Below are 17,472 nucleotides of genomic sequence, written 5' to 3' on the forward strand. Positions count from 1 at the left end.
ATTATTTCATGTATTGGGGAGTTTAATTTAGTAGTGATGAGATCTGCCCATATTTAAACAAATTTCCAATATTTATTTCTCATATTAATAAATCTTGCATTGAAAATTAATGCAAGGCATGCATCAAATTTATTGTAAAAGTTAGTTATAAGTGGTTTTTCTCATCAAATTTATATAATTTTAACAAGTAATAATTAACTGATTAATATGGATGTTAATGTTTTAAGATTAGATCACAGATTAAAGAGGGATACTAGAATTACAACTCATGTTTGTCTAACTGCCCGTGCATTTGGTGCAAGTAAAATATACTTGGCTGGTGAGAAGGATACTCAGTTAATGGAAAATGTTAAAGACACCGCTTCAAGATTTGGCGGGAATTTTAAGATTGAATATGCTGAAAGTTACATGGGAGTAATTAACAAATGGAAGGCAGATGGTGGAAAGGTTGTGCATTTGACAATGTATGGTACACAAGCTCATATAACTGCAACTGAAGTAAGAGAAGATGGATCAGATATTTTAATTATTGTTGGTGGTTCCAAAGTTCCCAGAAAAGTTTATAAGGCTGCTGATTGGAATGTTTCTGTAACAACACAGCCTCATTCTGAAGTTTCTTCCCTTGCAATATTTCAACACTTGTTGATGGATGGTAAGGAATTCGATTTAGAATTTGAAAATCCAGTATTGGAAGTAATTCCAACAGCTTATGGTAAAAACGTTAATGTTCACAATGAAAATCGTTAAGAGATGAAGTCATCTAATCTTTTTATGGCTTTTAACTTTTCATCTTTTTTTATTCGTGCCTGGCCAAGTGCATCTCGTATAGTCTGGATAGAATTATCATATGTCTCTCTATCAACCGGATATGAAAAACCGTCTTTGCCTCCATGTGTAAAGCTATATTTGACGGGATCCTTCCAACTTGCAGGTTCGTCATAAACCAAGTCAGATATTAAAGCAAGTGCTCTTAATTTTTTAGGGCCAATGCCATTCAGTAAAATCAATTCTTCATAGTTTTCAGGTTGGATTTCCCAAGCTTTTGTTAGCACTTCAAATTCTTTATCAGAAATGTCCATGTCAAGTACTGGATGATGTGAGGGCATTGAAAAATCTTCTAAAAGCATTTGATTATCTTTTCTTTTAAAATATTGTCTTAAATGATTTGGATTGTCATTAATTAAATCAACACTAATTTTTTTGCTTCTTCGCTATCTTTTGAAGACATATTTAATGTATTGGGAGTTTTTAAATCACATGAGATTCCGCTGTGAGGTTCATTTAATAATTTATCTATTTCATTACCTAACCAATGATAACGTCTAGCATATTTATTTTCACCATTCAATCCTTGTTGAACAACTGCCCAGTCTCCTTTTTCAGTTATAAAGAAGTTATGTTGGTATAATGTGTAGCCATCTTGAATACATGAGTTATCAATCTTAGCAGATAATTTACTTGTTTCAACTAATTTTTCTGTGGTTTTTGTTTTTAAATTAAACACATCTCCAGCATGTTTTATCCCTTCAGGTGTTTTTCTCGATCTTCCACCTTTCCCTCCAGTTAAATAAATTCCATGCTCTTCAGGGGATAGGGATGATTTCAAAGCACCAAGGGTTGTTGTGGTAGTTCCAGAGGAGTGCCAATCAAAACCTAGGACACAAGAAAATGCTTGAAACCAATAAGGATTGGAAACACGATTTAAAAATTCTTTTAAACTATATTCCTCAATAATTACTGAAGCTAATGCTCCAGATAGGTCAACCATTCTTGAAAATAACCAACGTGGAAGATGCCCTCTGTGAAGTGGTAAATTAACTGATCCTCTTCTTTGCATGGATAATATTATCTTTAACATGGATATTAGTGTTTTACTAAGAGCATTTGAAAAGTATTTATTTTTTAATGACACTTATTTTTCTTCTAATCAAACAAAACTTTAATAAATGATGCTGACTAAAATATTTACTGTTAGATTTATTAACAATTTATATAATCAAAATTATAAAGGAGCTTATATTATGACTATAGATAACGGAGATTTTGTTAGAGTAAATTTCACTGGTAAAATAAAAGACACTGATGAAGTATTTGACACTACTTATGAAGAAATTGCAGAAGAAGCTGAAATTTTTGATGTTAAAAAAGCCTACAAACCAATTCCAATTGTTGTAGGTGGAAACCATTTATTGCCTGCTATTGAAGAGGCAATTATTGGATTAGAAGAAGGAGACAAGAAAACTATTGAAGTGGATTCTGATAATGCTTTCGGCCCTAGGGATCATTCATTAATTCAATTAGTGCCTATGAGAGAATTCAAAAAACAAGGTATGACTCCGGTTCAAGGTATGAAAATCCAATCTGATGGTGAAACTGGTAAAATCTTAACTGTTAATGGTGGAAGAGTAAAAATCGACTTTAACCATGAATTAGCTGGAAAAGACTTAGTTTATGAAGTTGAAGTAACTGAAATCATTGAAGATGAAAAAGATAAAATCAAAAGTATGATTGAGTTACATTACGCTAATTCTAATGTCGATGTTGAAAAAACTGAAATTGACATAGTTGATGGTGTTGCAAACATCAAATTAGATGAAATGGCTAAATTTGACCAACAACCATACATGGACATTACTTTTGCAAGATTCAGAATAGCTAAAGATATCTGGGATAACATCGATGAAATTAATAATGTTAATTTCATTGATTCCTTTGAGAAAAAAGAAGAAACTGAAGATGAAGAAGAAGCAGAAGAATAATCTTCATATTCTCTAACAATGGGAATAAAAAGATATTAAGAATATAACAAATAACTATTAGTTCAATTTGAATTGATAGAATACTAAGAGTTATCTTGCTTTATAACTCTTATTATTTATTTTTTAAGGGATTTGCCAATATTTTAGTTTTTTAATATTTATATCAATTTTTAAGGTAATTTATTCTGTTTTTGAGAGTGGTTATGCTTTTTTTGTTGGAAGGTTTTAATCGTAATTTTTATTGGAGTTGAATTTCAAAATTAATTTGAACTTCCATTTTTTGAATTTATGTGTTTTCGGTTTGAAATTTAAAAAAGAAGTGGATTTAAATTAAATTTAATCCACCGATTTGTATTCGACTTTTTAAGTTAATCACATTATCAGATATGTTATTTCCAGTATATTCAGTATAATACCCAGTATCTTTTGAAGTGTATGATTCAGCGTTTACTCCACCTAATCTTTCATGGGATTTTAAATTTAAGTTTCCATTAGGTTCCATGTTTATACCGCCAATAACGATTTCAGAGTTCATATCAACTTTATTTTTAGCATTTCCGATGATATTTGCTCCTCCGGTGTTTATAGTTGTGTTAATTTTCTTTACATTTCCGTTGGTGAGTATTAAGTTTTCGCCGCCGAGTATAATTTTGGAGTTAAAGTTTTTAACGTCTCCATTTTCAAAGTTAGCAGTTAATCCTCCAATAGCTATGTCTGAGTTGATATTGTATTGGTATTTATTGCTTAGTTCAAATGTCGTATCTGATCTATTGGACTCGAGGTTTATATTTAAAGTATCTCCGTTTTTCGTGTAGTTAAATTTAACTGGGTCTTTGGAATCACTGGTAATGTTGTAAATATTGTCTTTATCTGTGAAATTAATTTTAACTCCACCTATTTCTTGTTTTAAGTTTATATTTACAGTTTTTATTCCATTTAAGTCATTTTCGGTTAAATTTAATTGCCCATCATTAAATTCAGTTAGATTGTAATCTTTCTTTTCATTAGAACTATTGATTGAAAAGATGGTGGCCGCAAATATTGAAAAGACAAGTCCAATAATTATAATTATTCCTAGAATTTTATAATTGTTCATAATATTAACCCCATTATAATAATTAAAATTAAAATTACTAATGCATATGATGCGATAAATGATTTACCGTATCCAAATTCAAACACACTATTTACAGCTATAACATTTACAATTAATTTCCATAAATCCACAAGTATGATTAATGGTATTACTATCAGGTTACCTGTAAGTAAGGCAATTCCAATACCTGGGATGATTAAAGCATATAAAGCCCCATCATAACACATTAAATTATATAATTGGCTAAATTCAGCATCTGCTTTATAAATCATTGCAATAACATAGGTTATTAGACTGTGTATTAATTTAGAGATTAACGCTCCAATTATTAAAGTAATTATAAGTATTATTGTAATAATTACACTTTTTGTTAAAATTCCAAAAATCAGTCCTAAAATTGCCATATAAAAAATTAATGAAAAAACTCCATCATAATTATGGGTTGCTTTTTTCACTAAATAATTCATCTGGATTTAAGAAAACTTTAGCACTATTTGTGAAAAATTCCATTATTTTAGTTTTCATGAAATTATATTAATTTATCATTATTAATATACTTTAAGCTAGATTTATTAAAAAGAGTATAAAGTGTGGATTTTTTTAATGGATTTATCAATAATCTAGTTTTATAATAATTTCCTTTTAATGTATTTATCCTTTGGTTTGTTTGCGGGAGGTTAAAAAGTTAGCTGATAGAATTCTCTTTGATTTTTATTTTTAATCTTTTTATTTCATATTTTTTGGCACTTTCAAAAAACTTGTGTGATAGATTATTTTTTGATTAACTTATTCACTTAAATTATTTCACGATAATCGAGTTATTAACTTTAAAATATAAAAATAACCTAAAATTTTTAATAAAATTTTGTTTAAAATGAAATCACAAGTTTTTGAAAGAACTTGATTCACATTATAAAAAAGATTAATAACTAAATTAAATACATATATATTAAGCAAGTATATTATTATAATACTTGAAAGTTAAGGAGAAAAAACATGAATAAAAAAATAATAAGTGTAATAATTATAATCTGTAGCTATTACAACATTATTAATGGGTGAGAATAACTCTAACTCTAATAATACTAAAGGCACGTCAGATAATGACAATTATAAACTACAAATTAATACCACTGGAAAATGGAGACTAGATTTAACTATAAATGGAAAATACTCAAGTGACGAAAGTACTGGACAAAAAACTATTGATGTTGGAGATGTTGAAACTGCTAGTGTAACTGTCAATCAATATGAAGGTGGACCAACGGATGTTTATTTACTTGATCCAAATAATAATGTAGTTGGTGAAGGTAGTACTTCAAGTGAGGGTGTAGGAACTATCTATTTCTATTACAGTAAATAATTATTTGAAAGGATGTTTAAACTTCCTTTACTTTTTTTATTAAATATTATTATTAATCTTGTAGAAATCATCATTTAAATACTTTGATTGTTCAGTAAATATTATATAATGCATTTGAGTTTAGTTTCTTGTTTTGTAGTTGTACTTTTATTATAGTTTCCTCAGTTGAATCTCTTTTTATCACAAATATTGCATTTACATTCATTGTTTGTGTATATGTCTCTTTTCAAAAGATTTTCACTATTTAATATAAATGTCCAGTTTTCACTAAAAACTAATTTCTCTTCATCATCGACTATCTGAAATATTCCAGGATATGCTAATATTTTACCTCCAGACATACAATATGCATTAACTTCATTCTTATTATCTAAATGAAACTCCCAATCATAGTCATAAACATAATCATAGTGACCAATTTTAATTAAAAACTCTTCAACTGTTTTAATCAATAGATACCACAGTTAAAATCATTCCACACTCATGAGCATTATATAATAATTCTGCATTGCCAATATCATCATAATACCACTTATAAATCATTTCTAAGAATTTATTATCATTAACAGTATCATAATGCTCTTTATCTGTATGGATTAATTGGACTTCTATCATCTTTAACCATTATCACATGCCAAAACAAATAGGCGAGGCAATTAATGTGTTCACAAATCATATTAGCAACTTTTGGCACGATTAAGAAAATATGGTCTTGTTTATAATATAACATCTCGAATCCTTAAAGGAAAACTTTAATCATTAACAACAGATGGAAAAAGAGTTTTAGAACTATATTAAAGAACAAGAACATATTCTAAACAATCATCGCTCCAATTAATTATTACACTAAATATAAACCCTAGAGAAATAACAATTGAAAAACAGATACAGTTAAAAGCAATAATAAAAATGCAACTATCAATCAGTTAACAATTGGCCCATTCTATTCAATCACCACTAGATTTGTCAACAGATTTCTAGTTTGTTTAGTGGTGCTATTTTTTAACTTTTTTGTTTAAACTGGAGCTATAAAAATATTTTTTTATTTTTAGCATGTTTGTATATTTTCATTTCCATTATTGTTGAAATTAGCAGTTGAATCCCATTGATCGTGTCATGATGATTCTTTGTTAATTGGGTATATGTCTGTTTAACTGTATCATTAGATTGATATTAACTCCAAAGTAAATGCAGAGCTAATATGTAACTGCATTTTTCAGCATATGATTGGCAAATGAGTATAATGGGAATTTCATGATTTTTGAAGGTTCAATGCCAAATTTCAGTAAAAATTTGATTTATTTTTAAAATAACTCTAATTATTGTTTTTTTATTTAAATAATCTTATTTCCTTTGTGGATAGCTACTATTCCAGGAATATTTTTTACTTTTAACTCAAACATGGCTTCCATGCCTTCATTTTCAAACAAAACACACTTTTTTTCTAAAACTTTGTTTGTAAGGAGAGCTGCAACTGGCGGTGTTATTACAAATATGGAATTATTTTCATCTAATGATTTAGCAGTCCCATCGCTTAACATTCCTTTTCCAATGTGTATTTTAACTCCAGATTTACTTAATGGTGCTATTGTAGATTCAATTTCTACCTTGCTGCTGGTAGTAGGTGCTATTCCTGCATTACTAAAAGCCGTATGCATTATTACGCTGCCATCTAAATCAAAAGGAACTTCATTTTTTTCAATTAACTCAACAAGTTGCGGAAGTGCCGCGTCACGTCCGGTGTAAATTGTTCCGGAAATTTGTATCTTATCTCCAACTTTTAGATTGTCAATATCTCCATTACTAATTGGTGTTGTCAGAGGTTTCATAATTATAATATTTATTTTATTTTTTAATAAATTTTCTAATTTATCATGATTTGACATAAAATATTTAAATGTTCATTAACATAAGTAACATACATTCTAGATTTATTTATCATAGAATTATTAAGGAGATTCAAAATTGATTATTATTGACGAAAAATTGTGTAAAGGTTGTCATCTTTGCTTATTCATGTGTTATAAAAATGTTTATGCAATATCTCCAGAGATTAATAAAAAAGGAGTGCAATTACCATTTGTTAAATTTGAAGAGAGATGTAATAAATGCGGTACTTGTGAAGTTGCATGCCCTGACCAGGCTATAACTGTGGATTTGCCGGATAATTGGTGGATGCAAGAGGACAACAATATGAATTTTAATCCTTATTTCACAAGGGGGAAAAAGTAGGTGTTATGAATGGCTGAAGAATTTTTTATTCAAGGAAATGAAGCATGTGCTAAAGGAGCATTAACTGCAGGATGTAGATTTTTTGCAGGTTATCCTATTACTCCGTCTACTGAAGTAGCGGAAACTTTAGCTCGTGAGTTACCAAAAGTGGGAGGTTCATTTGTTCAGATGGAAGATGAAATCGCATCAGCAGGTGCGATTATTGGAGGTTCTTGGGGAGGATCCAAATCAATGACTGCAACATCAGGGCCTGGTATTTCCTTAATGCAAGAAAATATAGGATACGCGTTTATAAGTGAAACCCCTATTGTCATTGTCAATGTTCAAAGAGGTTCTCCTTCAACTGCTCAACCAACTATGGCAGCGCAAGGCGATATGATGCAAGCACGTTGGGGATCTCACGGAGATTATGAACCAATAGCATTATCCCCATCAAGTGTTCAGGAATTTTTCGATTTTACAATAAAAGCATTTAACTTATCCGAGGAATACAGATGCCCAGTATTTGTAATGGCTGATGAAATTATAGGACACATGAGAGAAAAAATCACTGTTGAAGATGATATTGAGATTGTTCCAAGAAAAAGGTCTGAAAAAATTGAGGGCTATTTGCCATTTAAGAATGTTGAAAATGGAACAAATCCAATGCCTTCATTTGGTGACGGATTCAATATTCATGTAACCGGACTTACTCATGATGAAAGAGGTTATCCAGATACAAACAATCCTGAAACTCATGAAAAACTTGTTCAAAGAATTTGTGATAAAATTTTAAACAATAGAGATAAAATTTGCTCTGTCAAATCTGAATATTGTGAAGATGCGGATGTTATTATTGTTTCTTATGGTTCACCGGTTAGATCAGCTGTTGAAGCTACAAGAAGAGCTAGAGATAATAATCAAAAAGTAGGTTATGTTAAAATTGATACTCCATGGCCGTTTCCAGAAGAACAGTTAAAAGAACTTACAAAAAATGCAGGCGATGTAGTCGTCGTTGAAATGAATTTGGGTCAAATGTATTATGAAGTTGACCGTGTACTTAAAGATACTAATGTGCACTTAATGGGAGTTATTGGTGGATTATTGCCTACTCCAGATGAAATTTTAGATAAAATTGATAAAATAGGAGGAAACTAAATGACCGAACATAAAGAAAATAGGTTTCTCCCTTATTTAAGAGAAGATAGATTGCCTCATATTTTCTGTCCGGGTTGTGGAAACGGAGCAATTATTAATGCTTTTTTAACTGCAATGGAAAAGACAGGAATGGATTTTGATAATATTGCAATGGTTTCAGGAATCGGATGTTCTTCAAGAATTCCTGGTTATCTTAATTGCGATTCCCTACACACTACTCATGGAAGAGCGTTAAGTTTCGCAACCGGTTTAAAAACAGCCAATAAGGATTTGGATGTTGTTGTTTTTACCGGTGACGGTGATGCAGCTTCTATTGGAGGCAATCATTTAATTCATGCAGCTAGAAGAAACATTAATTTAACCGTAATTTGTATCAATAATAATATTTACGGCATGACTGGGGGTCAAATCAGCCCTACATCTCCTAAAGGTAGTTTCGGAACAACTGCTCCTTATGGTAATCCAGATACTCCATTTAATTTAGCTGAACTTGTTGCAGCATCTGGTGCAAGTTATTCTGCAAGATGGACAACAGTTCAATTGGACAACTTAATTCTTTCAATTAAAGAGGGATTGGAAAATCCCGGTTTTTCATTTATTGAAGTTGCAACCCAATGTCCAACATATTTTGGTCGTAAAAATAAACTTAAAACCCCTACTGCAATGGCTGCAGTAATGAAAGCAAACACTGTATTTAAATCAGCTGCAGATAGGATGAGACCAAAAGAATTGGAAGGCAAAATCGTAGTTGGAAAATTTGCAGATTACACAAAAGATGAATTTACAGAGAATATTGATAAATTAAGTGTAGAAAAATCAGGTAAGAAAACTCTTATCAATTCTGCATTTGAAACAGAATTTTAGGAGGATAATATGAGAACTGAAATTAGAATTGGAGGATTTGGAGGTCAGGGAGTAATTCTTGCAGGCATTATTTTAGGTAAATCTGCAAGCCTATTCGATGAAAAAGAAGCTGTTCAAACCCAATCCTATGGGCCTGAAGCTCGTGGTGGAGCTTCTAAATGCGAAGTTGTTATAAGTGATACAGAAATTGATTATCCTAAAGTTCAAAATCCAGATATTTTAATCGCAATGTCTAATGAGGCTTTAATTAAATATATTGTGGATTTAAAAGATAATGGAACATTAATTGTTGATCCGGGAACAACTGATGTTGAGGATGTTCGCGAGTTCATTGATGAACATAATATTGAAGTTTATGAAGCTCCAGCAACCAAAACAGCTACTGATGAAATTGGTCTTAAAATTGTAGCGAATATTGTTATGGTTGGAGCTATTGCAAAAATTACTGAAGTTATATCTAAACAAGCAGCTATGAAAGCTATTGAAGATAGTGTTCCTGCCGGAACCGAGGAAAAGAATATCAAAGCTTTTGAAGCCGGATATGCTTTAGTATAATTAGGTGTATATAATGAAATTTTTTGAAAATGTAGCAAAACAAATTTTTAATCAGGAAGGCATTCCTGTTCTGGAAGGCCATGTTGCTTATTCTCCTGAAGAGGCAATGTCGATTTATTCGGAAATGAATGTTCCAGTTGTTATAAAGGCACAAGTTTTAACTGGAGGTAGAGGTAAAGTTGGTGGAGTCAAATTCGCTAATAATCCAGGTGAAGCTTTAAAAGTTGCTGATGAAGTTTTAGGAATGGAAATTAAAGGTGAAAAGGTAAAGCATCTTTTAATAGAGGAAAGAGCTGTAATATTCAATGAATATTTTGTAACTGTATCTATTGATAGGGGCGCTAGAAGGCCGGTTATTTTAGCAAGTAAAGAAGGCGGGATTGAGATTGAAAACCTAGCCAAAAACCATCCTGAAAAAATTATCAAATATTATCCGGATCCTTTGCTTGAATTCTTGCCTTATGAAGCACGTGAAATTGCACGTCAGATGGGTGTTGAATCAAATTTAATCTCTCAGCTGGGAGATATTATTTGGAAACTGTATAATGTATTTGATAAATATGATGCGGATACCGCTGAGATTAATCCATTGGTATTGACTCCTGATGGTTTAATAGCTGCCGATGCTAAGTTAGTTGTTGAAAACGATTCTTTATACAGGCATCAGGATTTGGTTGAAAGGTTACATTATAAAAAAAAGGCCGTTGATTTTGTCCAGCTAGACGGCAATATTGCGGTAATAGGTAATGGTGCAGGTTTAACATTAACTGCCATGGACATGATTAAGCTTAATGGAGGGGAACCAGCAACATTTTTAGATATTGGTGGTGGAGCATCAGAACAGATTATCAATCAAGCTTTAAACATAGTTTTAAATTATCATCCAGTTAAAGTGGTCTTTTTAAATGTTTTAGGAGGCATTACTAAAGCGGATGATGTTGCTCGTGGTGTAATTAAAGCTTTAGAAAATGTTGAACGTAAAGTGCCAATTGTCATTAGATTGACTGGGACTAATGAAGAGGAAGGCCAAAGGATTTTGGAAGAAGCTGGAATTTCCTATGAAATCTCTATGGAAAAAGCAGCCAAAAAAGCAGTTGATATTTGCAATGAATTAAAACAAGAAACAAGTTAATTTGCTATTAAAAAATCATTAACACTTAAGGAGTTAGATGTAATCTGTGTTTTATTCGAGCAGTACAACTCGACTAATTTCAGATTCATTTACTATTTCTTTGCCACAAGCATCCACTAGCTTAGAAGCAAAATTTTTGACTTCATCAAATGTCGGCATATTGTCTAAAGTTAAACGGTCACGTGATGAGCCGACACACATATATGCTTTCACTTCCACATAATCAGGATCAGCTTTTTTTATTAATTTCCCATAATCTTCAGGGTTTTCCATATTTTTTCCTTTAACACATGTATTTCTTATACATGTACGGGAGTCAAAACTAGATAATGTTTCAAGTGATTCATTTAAATTGCTCCAAGCACCATTTATTCTAGGCCGACATACATCATTAAATGTTTTCTCATTAGGTGCATCTAATGAAAGGTATAGTTGGTATGGATCATTTTCTAGATTTCTTAATCGGTCTACACATTGGCCATTGCTTACAACAAATGTTGTAAAATCACGACGATTAAATTCGCCTATTAGTTCATCAATTTTAGGATAAAGCGTAGGTTCTCCTGCAAGGGATATTGCAGCATTAGTTGGTTTTTTAAGTTCTTCTAATTTTTTCTTATTTGCCTTGTCATTTCCATAAAAACCGCATAATAAATTATTTTGAGCTTTAATTGCCTCATCCACTATGACTTTTGGTTCATCATAGTCATCATCTTCCCAAGTCGTTTGGGTATAGGTTAAATCCCTCCAGCAAAATTCACATTCTTGTTGACAGTTTGGTACAGCAGGAGACATCTGGAGGCATCTATGAGATTGAATTCCATAGAATTTTTCTTTATAACAAACTCCTTTATCAACTATACTTTGACGGGTCCAGTGGCATGTTTTAACTGCGGTATGACCATGTCTACCCACAAAGCGATATCCACTTTTTTCTAATTTTTCTATTTGGCTTTTATCAAATGACATAAAATCAAGTTTAACTTTGGATTTGCTAGTATATACAATTTTATATGATTGCAATATTACACATATTGAACAAAATTTACTTTATTTAATTAAATATATTCACATGTTTAAGTTAAATAGTAACTGCTATGGGATTATGGTGTAAAAATCCAGAAAAATTATTCTCTTATTATTCAAAAAAATTCCCGTCATATGAACATTTATTTTATAAAATTTCTAGTGGAAGATATGTGGAAGGCTTGCCAAAGGAATATTATGGTGTAAAATCAACTCTTTAAGTTAAAAATTCATTAATTAGAAATTTTACACAAAAATTGGGCCTGTGATTTGCTTAATAATATTTTAGAATCTAAAAATTCATATGTTGTTCAACAGACAATAATGCTGGCAATTGGAATATCTAATAACTCTCCAGAGGGCATTATCACTGCTAATGTAAATAATAAGGTATTAATGCTTGAAGAAGTTAAATTAATCTTTGAAGTTAAAATATCAATTGTCCGGAATTGGGAATATGATATGATTCCAAATCCTCAGGAATTCATTAATTGTTTCAGTCATCTCATTTATCATCTTGATTTTGCAAAACAGATTATTTAAAAAGCACAGGTTTAATTTTATATTTAAACGCTATTTGAAGTATAAAATGATTATATGATTTTAAAACCAAGTTCGGGACAATATGAAATCTGCAGCTGCTTATTGGCAAATTTTTTTATTTAGTGTTATTAGTCAAGAACATGTTGATTTATCTCAAGTGATATTAATTAATCAAAAATTTATTTAATAATGTTTTCTAAATATTTAATTAATAAAAAGTTATTGTGGGATTATTATGGACACTCCAATTGTAATATTAAATTATAAAACTTATTTGGAATCAAGTGGGTTAAATGCTTTAGAACTGGCACATGACTTGGAAAGTGCTTCTAATGAATCTGGAATTGCTATGGTTGCAGTTCCACAATCTGCAGATATTTATAGAATTAGTGAAGAAACTTCATTACCTCTTTTTGCTCAACACATTGATGCTGTTTCTCCAGGGGGCCATACTGGATCTAATTTAATTAGCACTTTAATTGAAGCTGGAATCAGCGGGTCACTAATTAATCATTCAGAACAAAGAATGAAATTGGCGGATATTGCTGAAGTAGTAAAATTGTGCAGAGAAAATGAAATTGAATCATGTGTTTGTACAAATAATTTAGAAACTTCAAAAGCAGTGGCTACTCTTACTCCGGATGCTGTTGCTGTGGAACCACCAGAACTCATTGGCACTGGAATTCCAGTATCTCAGGCTCAACCTGAAGTTGTTGAAGATACTGTAAAAGAAGTTAAAGCAATTAATAAGAATGTTAAAGTGTTATGTGGTGCGGGCATTACAACTGGCGAGGATATGAAAGCGGCTATGGATTTAGGTGCTGATGGAGTATTACTTGCATCTGGGATAATTAAAGCGGAAAGTCCAAAAGATGCATTACTTGATTTGGTTAGTAAATTATAGAGTGAAAAAATGGTTAAAGAATTTAATACGATAGATGATTTTGATGTTGAAAATAAAACAGTCCTTGTGAGAATTGATATTAACTCGCCTGTGGATCCGGGTTCTGGAATTATTTTAGATGATACTAGATTAAAATTACATGCTCAAACTATTAAAGAATTATCAAATAAAGGTGCTAAAGTTGTATTGCTTGCCCATCAGTCACGTCCGGGTAAACAGGATTTCACAACTTTATCTCAACATGCTGATGCTCTATCTGATATTTTAAACTTGAGGGTTAAATATATAGACGCATTGTTTTCAAATTCTGCAAAAGAAGCAATTAAATCTTTAAAACCTCATGAAATTCTTTTACTTGAAAATGCAAGATTTTTTTCTGAAGAAACCCTTTCCAGAACTCCAGAAGAACAATCAAAGTCATTAATCATACGTAATTTATCTCCATTAATTGATTATTTTATAAATGATGCATTTGCAGCAGCTCACCGTTCTCAAGCATCATTGGTTGGTTTTACCGTAGATACTCCTTCTGCAGCAGGCAGGGTCATGGAAAAAGAATTAACTATAATTCAGGATGCCCTTGATAATGTCGAACATCCCTGTGTGTTCTTATTGGGCGGAATGAAACCTGATGATTCCATTGAAGTTATGGAAAATGTTTTAAGCAATGGAACTGCTGATTCAATTTTAACAACAGGTATTGTTGGAAACATTGTTTTGTGGGCATCAGGTGTAGATATTGGTGAAGTTAATAAAAAATTTATTATAAATAGGGGATATGAGGATATGCTCGCTAAATCAAAAGAGTTGATTGATAGATTTGGCAATAAGGTAAAATATCCTGTTGATGTTGCATGCAATATTGGTGGAAATAGGGTAGATATTGATTCTGCCGAAATTCCAAATGAATCCATATTTGATATTGGTGTTAAAACAATTGAGTATTATGCTAAAGAAATAAGAAATGCTAAAACTATATTTGCTAATGGTCCTGCAGGAGTATTTGAAGATCCTGATTTTGCAATGGGTACCGAAGATTTAGTTAATGCTATTGCATCTTCAGAAGGTTTTTCACTTATCGGTGGAGGGCATATTGCAGCCGCTACTGCCGGACTGGGTTGTGAAGATCAAATGAGCCATGTAAGCAGTGGTGGCGGAGCTTGTATTAGCATGTTGGCAGGTAAAAAATTAGCTGCTGTTGAAGCTCTAAAAAATAGTAAAGATTAACTATTAAAAATATTTAATAGTTTTTCTGCAGATTCTCTAGGATTATCAGAGCTCATAATTGCACTTACAACAGATAGTCCTTTTATTCCAGTATTGGTTAGTTCAGAAGCATTATCTAAGGTTATTCCTCCAATAGCCACTACGGGAATATTAATTGATTCTACAATTTCTTTTAAATCCTTTTTTGTTATTTTTGGAGCATCATCTTTTGTTGCAGTTGGAAATACTGCTCCAGTTCCAATATAATTCGCACCATCTTTTTCGGCTTTTTTAGCTTCATCAATAGTGGCGGCGGAAACTCCTACAATTTTATTTGGACCTACTAATTTACGGGTAACATCACAGGGCATATCTGATTGTCCAATATGAACTCCATCAGCATCAATTGCTAATGCCACATCAACTCTATCGTTGATAATTAACGGCACATTATATTTTGCAGTAATCTCTTTAACTTTTAAGGCTAAATTATAAAAGTCTAAGGTATCTTTTGTTTTTTCTCTAATTTGGACTACACTAACTCCGCCGTTAATTGCATCTTCAATAGTTTTTAGGAATTTTTCTTCATCATCGTTTTCATCTGTGACAAGGTATAGTGATAAATTTAGGTTTTTCATAATATCTTGATATTTGCTTCATTTACTAAAGTTTCACTGTTTGTTTTGTAGAGATAATCAATTAAATATGCTCTAAATGATCCGGTTCCTTCATTTTTTTCATCTACTTTTGCCTTTGCTTTTTCACCAGCAATATTCATAGCCAAAATTGCGACAAGACTTCCATCAAAGGCATTTGATCCTCCAATGCAACTTCCAACAATTGATGATAACATACACCCACTTCCAGTGATCAATGCCATCATTTCATCTCCATTGTCAATTACGACAGTTGTTGTACCGTCACTTAAGATATCAAGAGGGCCACTTGCTAAAATCACTGTATTTAATTTTTTTGCAAGTGTGCATATTAAATCTCCATTTGCTTTTAAGTTTTTTTCAGTAATTATGTCATCAGCATTAACATCAACACCTTTTGCAGTGTTGCTTTCATCTAATACTCCCACCAATTTAGCTATTGCTTTTATTTCACTTATATTTCCACGTATTGCAGTAATTTCATAGTTTTCAATTAAATCAAGTGTTGTTTTGTTTCTAAGTTCTGTTACTCCAACCCCTACGGGGTCTAAAATTATTGGAGTATTGGTTTTATTTGCTGTTTTTGAACTTATATTCATTGATTCAATTTGATCCTTACTTAATTTTCCAATATTGATCACTAATACGTCGGCTATTGTTACTACTTCTTCAAGTTCTTCGCTATCTTCTGCCATAAATGGGGATCCGCCAATTGCAAGAACTGCATTTGCACAATCATTAATAGTAACTGAATTAGTTATACAATGGGTCAATGCATTTTTTTCTTTAATATTTTTCAATGTGGTATCTATTTTATTAAGTAAATCGTTTTTGTTATTTATCATGATTATTAATTATAAATTTTTTAATATTTAAATTTTAATGAAAATGGTACATTTATAGTAAAGTATTTAAATAACTTCTAAGATAAATTATAGTGTTCTATAATATTAACATCTTGCCTCGGTGGCTCAGTCTGGTAGAGCGCGAGACTTGTAATCTCGTGGTCGCGGGTTCAATTCCCGTCCGGGGCTTTTAATTAATAATTTTTATATGCATGTTTTTTATAGAATATAGGTTAAATTATCGAAATGTTTATATACTTATAAAAATATATTACTATTGGTATGTTGTCCACGTACATATTGTATGTGGGTCCGTAGGGTAGCTTGGTCGATCCTTTGGGCTTTGGGAGCCTGAGACTCCGGTTCAAATCCGGGCGGACCCATTGTCCCGCCTTAGCTCAATTTGGCAGAGCGTTGGACTGTAGATCCAAATGTTGCTGGTTCAAGTCCGGCAGGCGGGATTTCAATTTATTTATTTGAAATCATATGTATTTTTGTAAAAAAATGTGATTTTTCCAAAACATTTATATATAATGAAAATTATATTAATTGTTAGTGTATTATTACTATTTGAGGATATGCCCTGGTGGTGTAGGGGCTATCATGTGGGCCTGTCGAGCCCGCGACTCGGGTTCAAATCCCGGCCAGGGCGCTCATATCTAAATAGTGAATATATCATATAGGCCTGTAGCTCAGTCTGGCAGAGCGCTTGGCTTTTAACCAAGCGGCCGCGGGTTCAATTCCCGTCAGGCCTGTTCTAATTTTATATTTTAACTTTTCTATCTGGAGGAAAAAATTTGAAAATTGATATTCAAGACCATATGCTTGTACCAAAGCATGAAATCATGACTGATGGTGAAATTTCAGATGAATTTAGCGAAGTAGATTATGATTTTAAAGATCTTCCTAAAATTAAATCTGATGACCCTGTTGTGAAAGCTATTGGTGCTGAACCTGGAAATATTTTAAGAATAACTCGTGAAAGTCAAACCGCTGGGGTATTTGTAACCTATAGGATTGTAGAAGATTAATCGTTTTTATATAAATTTAGAGTTGTGAAATTTAATATAGTATAATTTCTGTATTTTTTTGTTTTTTAGAAATTCATTATAATAAATTTGAACTTAGTTTGAGAGGAATTATCTTAATGGGAG

General features: G+C 31.6%; 20 protein-coding genes, 5 tRNA genes and 1 pseudogene. 17 read left to right on the top strand and 9 right to left on the bottom strand.

Annotated features, from left to right (window positions below):
- The first annotated feature begins 207 nt into the window (after positions 1 to 207).
- Entirely contained in the window at positions 208 to 747 is a 540-nt protein-coding gene (locus Q9968_RS06780) for a tRNA (cytidine(56)-2'-O)-methyltransferase (RefSeq protein ID WP_305514749.1), read from the top strand.
- Here Q9968_RS06780 and Q9968_RS06785 read toward each other — a convergent pair.
- Positions 744 to 1,837 (bottom strand): annotated as a pseudogene (locus tag Q9968_RS06785) (DUF763 domain-containing protein). The gene Q9968_RS06780 and the pseudogene Q9968_RS06785 sit on opposite strands and share 4 nt — an antisense overlap.
- Positions 1,838 to 2,021: 184 nt before the next feature.
- On the opposite strand from Q9968_RS06785, the gene Q9968_RS06790 reads away from it, so the two are divergent.
- The gene (locus Q9968_RS06790; protein WP_305514751.1) at positions 2,022 to 2,759 is read left to right on the top strand and encodes a peptidylprolyl isomerase; all 738 of its coding nucleotides are present in this window, start codon (positions 2,022 to 2,024) and stop codon (positions 2,757 to 2,759) included.
- Positions 2,760 to 3,084: 325 nt separating this feature from the next.
- Here Q9968_RS06790 and Q9968_RS06795 read toward each other — a convergent pair whose 3' ends face one another.
- Together Q9968_RS06795 and Q9968_RS06800 are read right to left on the bottom strand one after the other, a co-directional pair.
- Positions 3,085 to 3,855 (bottom strand): hypothetical protein, encoded by a 771-nt coding sequence (locus tag Q9968_RS06795; RefSeq protein WP_305514757.1) that lies wholly within the window; start codon positions 3,853 to 3,855, stop codon positions 3,085 to 3,087.
- Positions 3,852 to 4,259 (bottom strand): hypothetical protein, encoded by a 408-nt coding sequence (locus tag Q9968_RS06800; protein ID WP_305514758.1) that lies wholly within the window; start codon positions 4,257 to 4,259, stop codon positions 3,852 to 3,854. The genes Q9968_RS06795 and Q9968_RS06800 overlap by 4 nt, the downstream gene beginning before the upstream one ends.
- Before the next feature lie 650 nt (positions 4,260 to 4,909).
- Here Q9968_RS06800 and Q9968_RS06805 point away from each other — a divergent pair.
- Positions 4,910 to 5,218, top strand: a complete 309-nt coding sequence (locus tag Q9968_RS06805) for a hypothetical protein (protein ID WP_305514760.1) — start codon at positions 4,910 to 4,912, stop codon at positions 5,216 to 5,218.
- Positions 5,219 to 5,379: 161 nt separating this feature from the next.
- Here the strand turns inward: Q9968_RS06805 and Q9968_RS06810 are convergent, their stop codons facing one another.
- The 3 genes from Q9968_RS06810 to Q9968_RS06820 form a co-directional block, all read right to left on the bottom strand.
- Positions 5,380 to 5,670, bottom strand: a complete 291-nt coding sequence (locus Q9968_RS06810) for a hypothetical protein (protein ID WP_305514762.1) — start codon at positions 5,668 to 5,670, stop codon at positions 5,380 to 5,382.
- Entirely contained in the window at positions 5,663 to 5,833 is a 171-nt protein-coding gene (locus tag Q9968_RS06815) for a hypothetical protein (RefSeq protein ID WP_305514763.1), read from the bottom strand. The genes Q9968_RS06810 and Q9968_RS06815 overlap by 8 nt, the downstream gene beginning before the upstream one ends.
- A gap of 719 nt (positions 5,834 to 6,552) precedes the next feature.
- A complete protein-coding gene (locus Q9968_RS06820; RefSeq protein WP_305514766.1) occupies positions 6,553 to 7,047 on the bottom strand; it encodes a fumarate hydratase C-terminal domain-containing protein in 495 nt (164 codons plus the stop codon).
- Between the two features lie 136 nt (positions 7,048 to 7,183).
- Between Q9968_RS06820 and Q9968_RS06825 the strand changes: the two genes are divergently transcribed.
- The 5 genes from Q9968_RS06825 to sucC are packed head-to-tail and all read left to right on the top strand — an operon-like array spanning position 7,184 to position 11,138.
- Positions 7,184 to 7,450: a ferredoxin family protein gene (locus Q9968_RS06825; RefSeq protein ID WP_305514769.1), complete on the top strand. Its 267-nt coding sequence runs from the start codon at positions 7,184 to 7,186 to the stop codon at positions 7,448 to 7,450.
- Positions 7,451 to 7,459: 9 nt separating this feature from the next.
- Entirely contained in the window at positions 7,460 to 8,587 is a 1,128-nt protein-coding gene (locus Q9968_RS06830; protein ID WP_305514771.1) for a 2-oxoacid:acceptor oxidoreductase subunit alpha, read from the top strand.
- Entirely contained in the window at positions 8,588 to 9,451 is an 864-nt protein-coding gene (locus Q9968_RS06835; protein WP_305514773.1) for a 2-oxoacid:ferredoxin oxidoreductase subunit beta, read from the top strand.
- Positions 9,452 to 9,460: 9 nt separating this feature from the next.
- Positions 9,461 to 10,006 carry a 2-oxoacid:ferredoxin oxidoreductase subunit gamma gene (locus Q9968_RS06840; protein ID WP_305514775.1) on the top strand — a complete coding sequence of 182 codons (546 nt, stop codon included), beginning with the start codon at positions 9,461 to 9,463 and terminating at the stop codon, positions 10,004 to 10,006.
- 13 nt (positions 10,007 to 10,019) lie between these two features.
- Complete coding sequence (gene sucC, locus Q9968_RS06845) at positions 10,020 to 11,138, top strand: ADP-forming succinate--CoA ligase subunit beta (protein ID WP_305514777.1); 1,119 nt, start codon at positions 10,020 to 10,022, stop codon at positions 11,136 to 11,138.
- Between the two features lie 51 nt (positions 11,139 to 11,189).
- Here the strand turns inward: sucC and twy1 are convergent, their stop codons facing one another.
- A complete protein-coding gene (twy1, locus tag Q9968_RS06850) occupies positions 11,190 to 12,107 on the bottom strand; it encodes a 4-demethylwyosine synthase TYW1 (RefSeq protein WP_305514780.1) in 918 nt (305 codons plus the stop codon).
- A 327-nt stretch (positions 12,108 to 12,434) separates the two neighbouring features.
- Here twy1 and Q9968_RS06855 point away from each other — a divergent pair, with 327 nt between their 5' ends.
- The 3 genes from Q9968_RS06855 to Q9968_RS06865 all read left to right on the top strand — a co-directional run bounded on the left by Q9968_RS06855 (position 12,435) and on the right by Q9968_RS06865 (position 14,838).
- Positions 12,435 to 12,707, top strand: a complete 273-nt coding sequence (locus Q9968_RS06855; protein WP_305514782.1) for a hypothetical protein — start codon at positions 12,435 to 12,437, stop codon at positions 12,705 to 12,707.
- Positions 12,708 to 12,942: 235 nt separating this feature from the next.
- Complete coding sequence (tpiA, locus tag Q9968_RS06860; protein WP_305514784.1) at positions 12,943 to 13,611, top strand: triose-phosphate isomerase; 669 nt, start codon at positions 12,943 to 12,945, stop codon at positions 13,609 to 13,611.
- 9 nt (positions 13,612 to 13,620) lie between these two features.
- Positions 13,621 to 14,838, top strand: coding sequence for a phosphoglycerate kinase (locus Q9968_RS06865; protein ID WP_305514787.1), 1,218 nt, complete (start codon positions 13,621 to 13,623; stop codon positions 14,836 to 14,838).
- Here Q9968_RS06865 and thiE read toward each other — a convergent pair.
- Together thiE and thiM are read right to left on the bottom strand one after the other, a co-directional pair.
- The gene (gene thiE / locus Q9968_RS06870) at positions 14,835 to 15,455 is read right to left on the bottom strand and encodes a thiamine phosphate synthase (protein ID WP_305514789.1); all 621 of its coding nucleotides are present in this window, start codon (positions 15,453 to 15,455) and stop codon (positions 14,835 to 14,837) included. The two genes, Q9968_RS06865 and thiE, sit on opposite strands and share 4 nt — an antisense overlap.
- Positions 15,452 to 16,315, bottom strand: a complete 864-nt coding sequence (gene thiM, locus Q9968_RS06875) for a hydroxyethylthiazole kinase (RefSeq protein ID WP_342765951.1) — start codon at positions 16,313 to 16,315, stop codon at positions 15,452 to 15,454. Before thiM ends, thiE begins: the two co-directional genes overlap by 4 nt.
- Positions 16,316 to 16,433: 118 nt before the next feature.
- Here thiM and Q9968_RS06880 point away from each other — a divergent pair.
- From Q9968_RS06880 to Q9968_RS06905, 6 genes are all read left to right on the top strand, one after another.
- Positions 16,434 to 16,507: transfer RNA gene (locus Q9968_RS06880), tRNA-Thr, on the top strand.
- Between the two features lie 119 nt (positions 16,508 to 16,626).
- A tRNA-Pro gene (locus Q9968_RS06885) sits at positions 16,627 to 16,701 on the top strand.
- Between the two features lie 4 nt (positions 16,702 to 16,705).
- Positions 16,706 to 16,779: transfer RNA gene (locus tag Q9968_RS06890), tRNA-Tyr, on the top strand.
- Positions 16,780 to 16,898: 119 nt separating this feature from the next.
- Positions 16,899 to 16,970, top strand: a tRNA-Asp gene (locus Q9968_RS06895).
- Positions 16,971 to 16,999: 29 nt separating this feature from the next.
- A tRNA-Lys gene (locus Q9968_RS06900) sits at positions 17,000 to 17,073 on the top strand.
- Between the two features lie 42 nt (positions 17,074 to 17,115).
- Positions 17,116 to 17,349: a DNA-directed RNA polymerase subunit H gene (locus Q9968_RS06905; protein WP_305514793.1), complete on the top strand. Its 234-nt coding sequence runs from the start codon at positions 17,116 to 17,118 to the stop codon at positions 17,347 to 17,349.
- Positions 17,350 to 17,472: the final 123 nt, after the last annotated feature.

The sequence above is a fragment of the Methanobrevibacter sp. V14 genome (genome assembly GCF_963082475.1).
Classification (GTDB): Archaea; Methanobacteriota; Methanobacteria; order Methanobacteriales; family Methanobacteriaceae; genus Methanocatella.

Bases quoted from the DNA above. Each gene is read 5' to 3' on its own strand.
- Q9968_RS06800 (WP_305514758.1), bottom strand. From the start codon at position 4,259: ATGGCAATTTTAGGACTGATTTTTGGAATTTTAACAAAAAGTGTAATT.
- Q9968_RS06820 (WP_305514766.1), bottom strand. From the start codon at position 7,047: ATGAAACCTCTGACAACACCAATTAGTAATGGAGATATTGACAATCTA.
- Q9968_RS06835 (WP_305514773.1), top strand. From the start codon at position 8,588: ATGACCGAACATAAAGAAAATAGGTTTCTCCCTTATTTAAGAGAAGAT.
- twy1 (WP_305514780.1), bottom strand. From the start codon at position 12,107: ATGTCATTTGATAAAAGCCAAATAGAAAAATTAGAAAAAAGTGGATAT.
- Q9968_RS06865 (WP_305514787.1), top strand. From the start codon at position 13,621: ATGGTTAAAGAATTTAATACGATAGATGATTTTGATGTTGAAAATAAA.
- tpiA (WP_305514784.1), top strand. From the start codon at position 12,943: ATGGACACTCCAATTGTAATATTAAATTATAAAACTTATTTGGAATCA.
- Q9968_RS06830 (WP_305514771.1), top strand. From the start codon at position 7,460: ATGGCTGAAGAATTTTTTATTCAAGGAAATGAAGCATGTGCTAAAGGA.
- Q9968_RS06840 (WP_305514775.1), top strand. From the start codon at position 9,461: ATGAGAACTGAAATTAGAATTGGAGGATTTGGAGGTCAGGGAGTAATT.
- thiE (WP_305514789.1), bottom strand. From the start codon at position 15,455: ATGAAAAACCTAAATTTATCACTATACCTTGTCACAGATGAAAACGAT.
- Q9968_RS06815 (WP_305514763.1), bottom strand. From the start codon at position 5,833: ATGATAGAAGTCCAATTAATCCATACAGATAAAGAGCATTATGATACT.
- Q9968_RS06805 (WP_305514760.1), top strand. From the start codon at position 4,910: ATGGGTGAGAATAACTCTAACTCTAATAATACTAAAGGCACGTCAGAT.
- Q9968_RS06780 (WP_305514749.1), top strand. From the start codon at position 208: ATGGATGTTAATGTTTTAAGATTAGATCACAGATTAAAGAGGGATACT.
- Q9968_RS06790 (WP_305514751.1), top strand. From the start codon at position 2,022: ATGACTATAGATAACGGAGATTTTGTTAGAGTAAATTTCACTGGTAAA.
- sucC (WP_305514777.1), top strand. From the start codon at position 10,020: ATGAAATTTTTTGAAAATGTAGCAAAACAAATTTTTAATCAGGAAGGC.
- Q9968_RS06795 (WP_305514757.1), bottom strand. From the start codon at position 3,855: ATGAACAATTATAAAATTCTAGGAATAATTATAATTATTGGACTTGTC.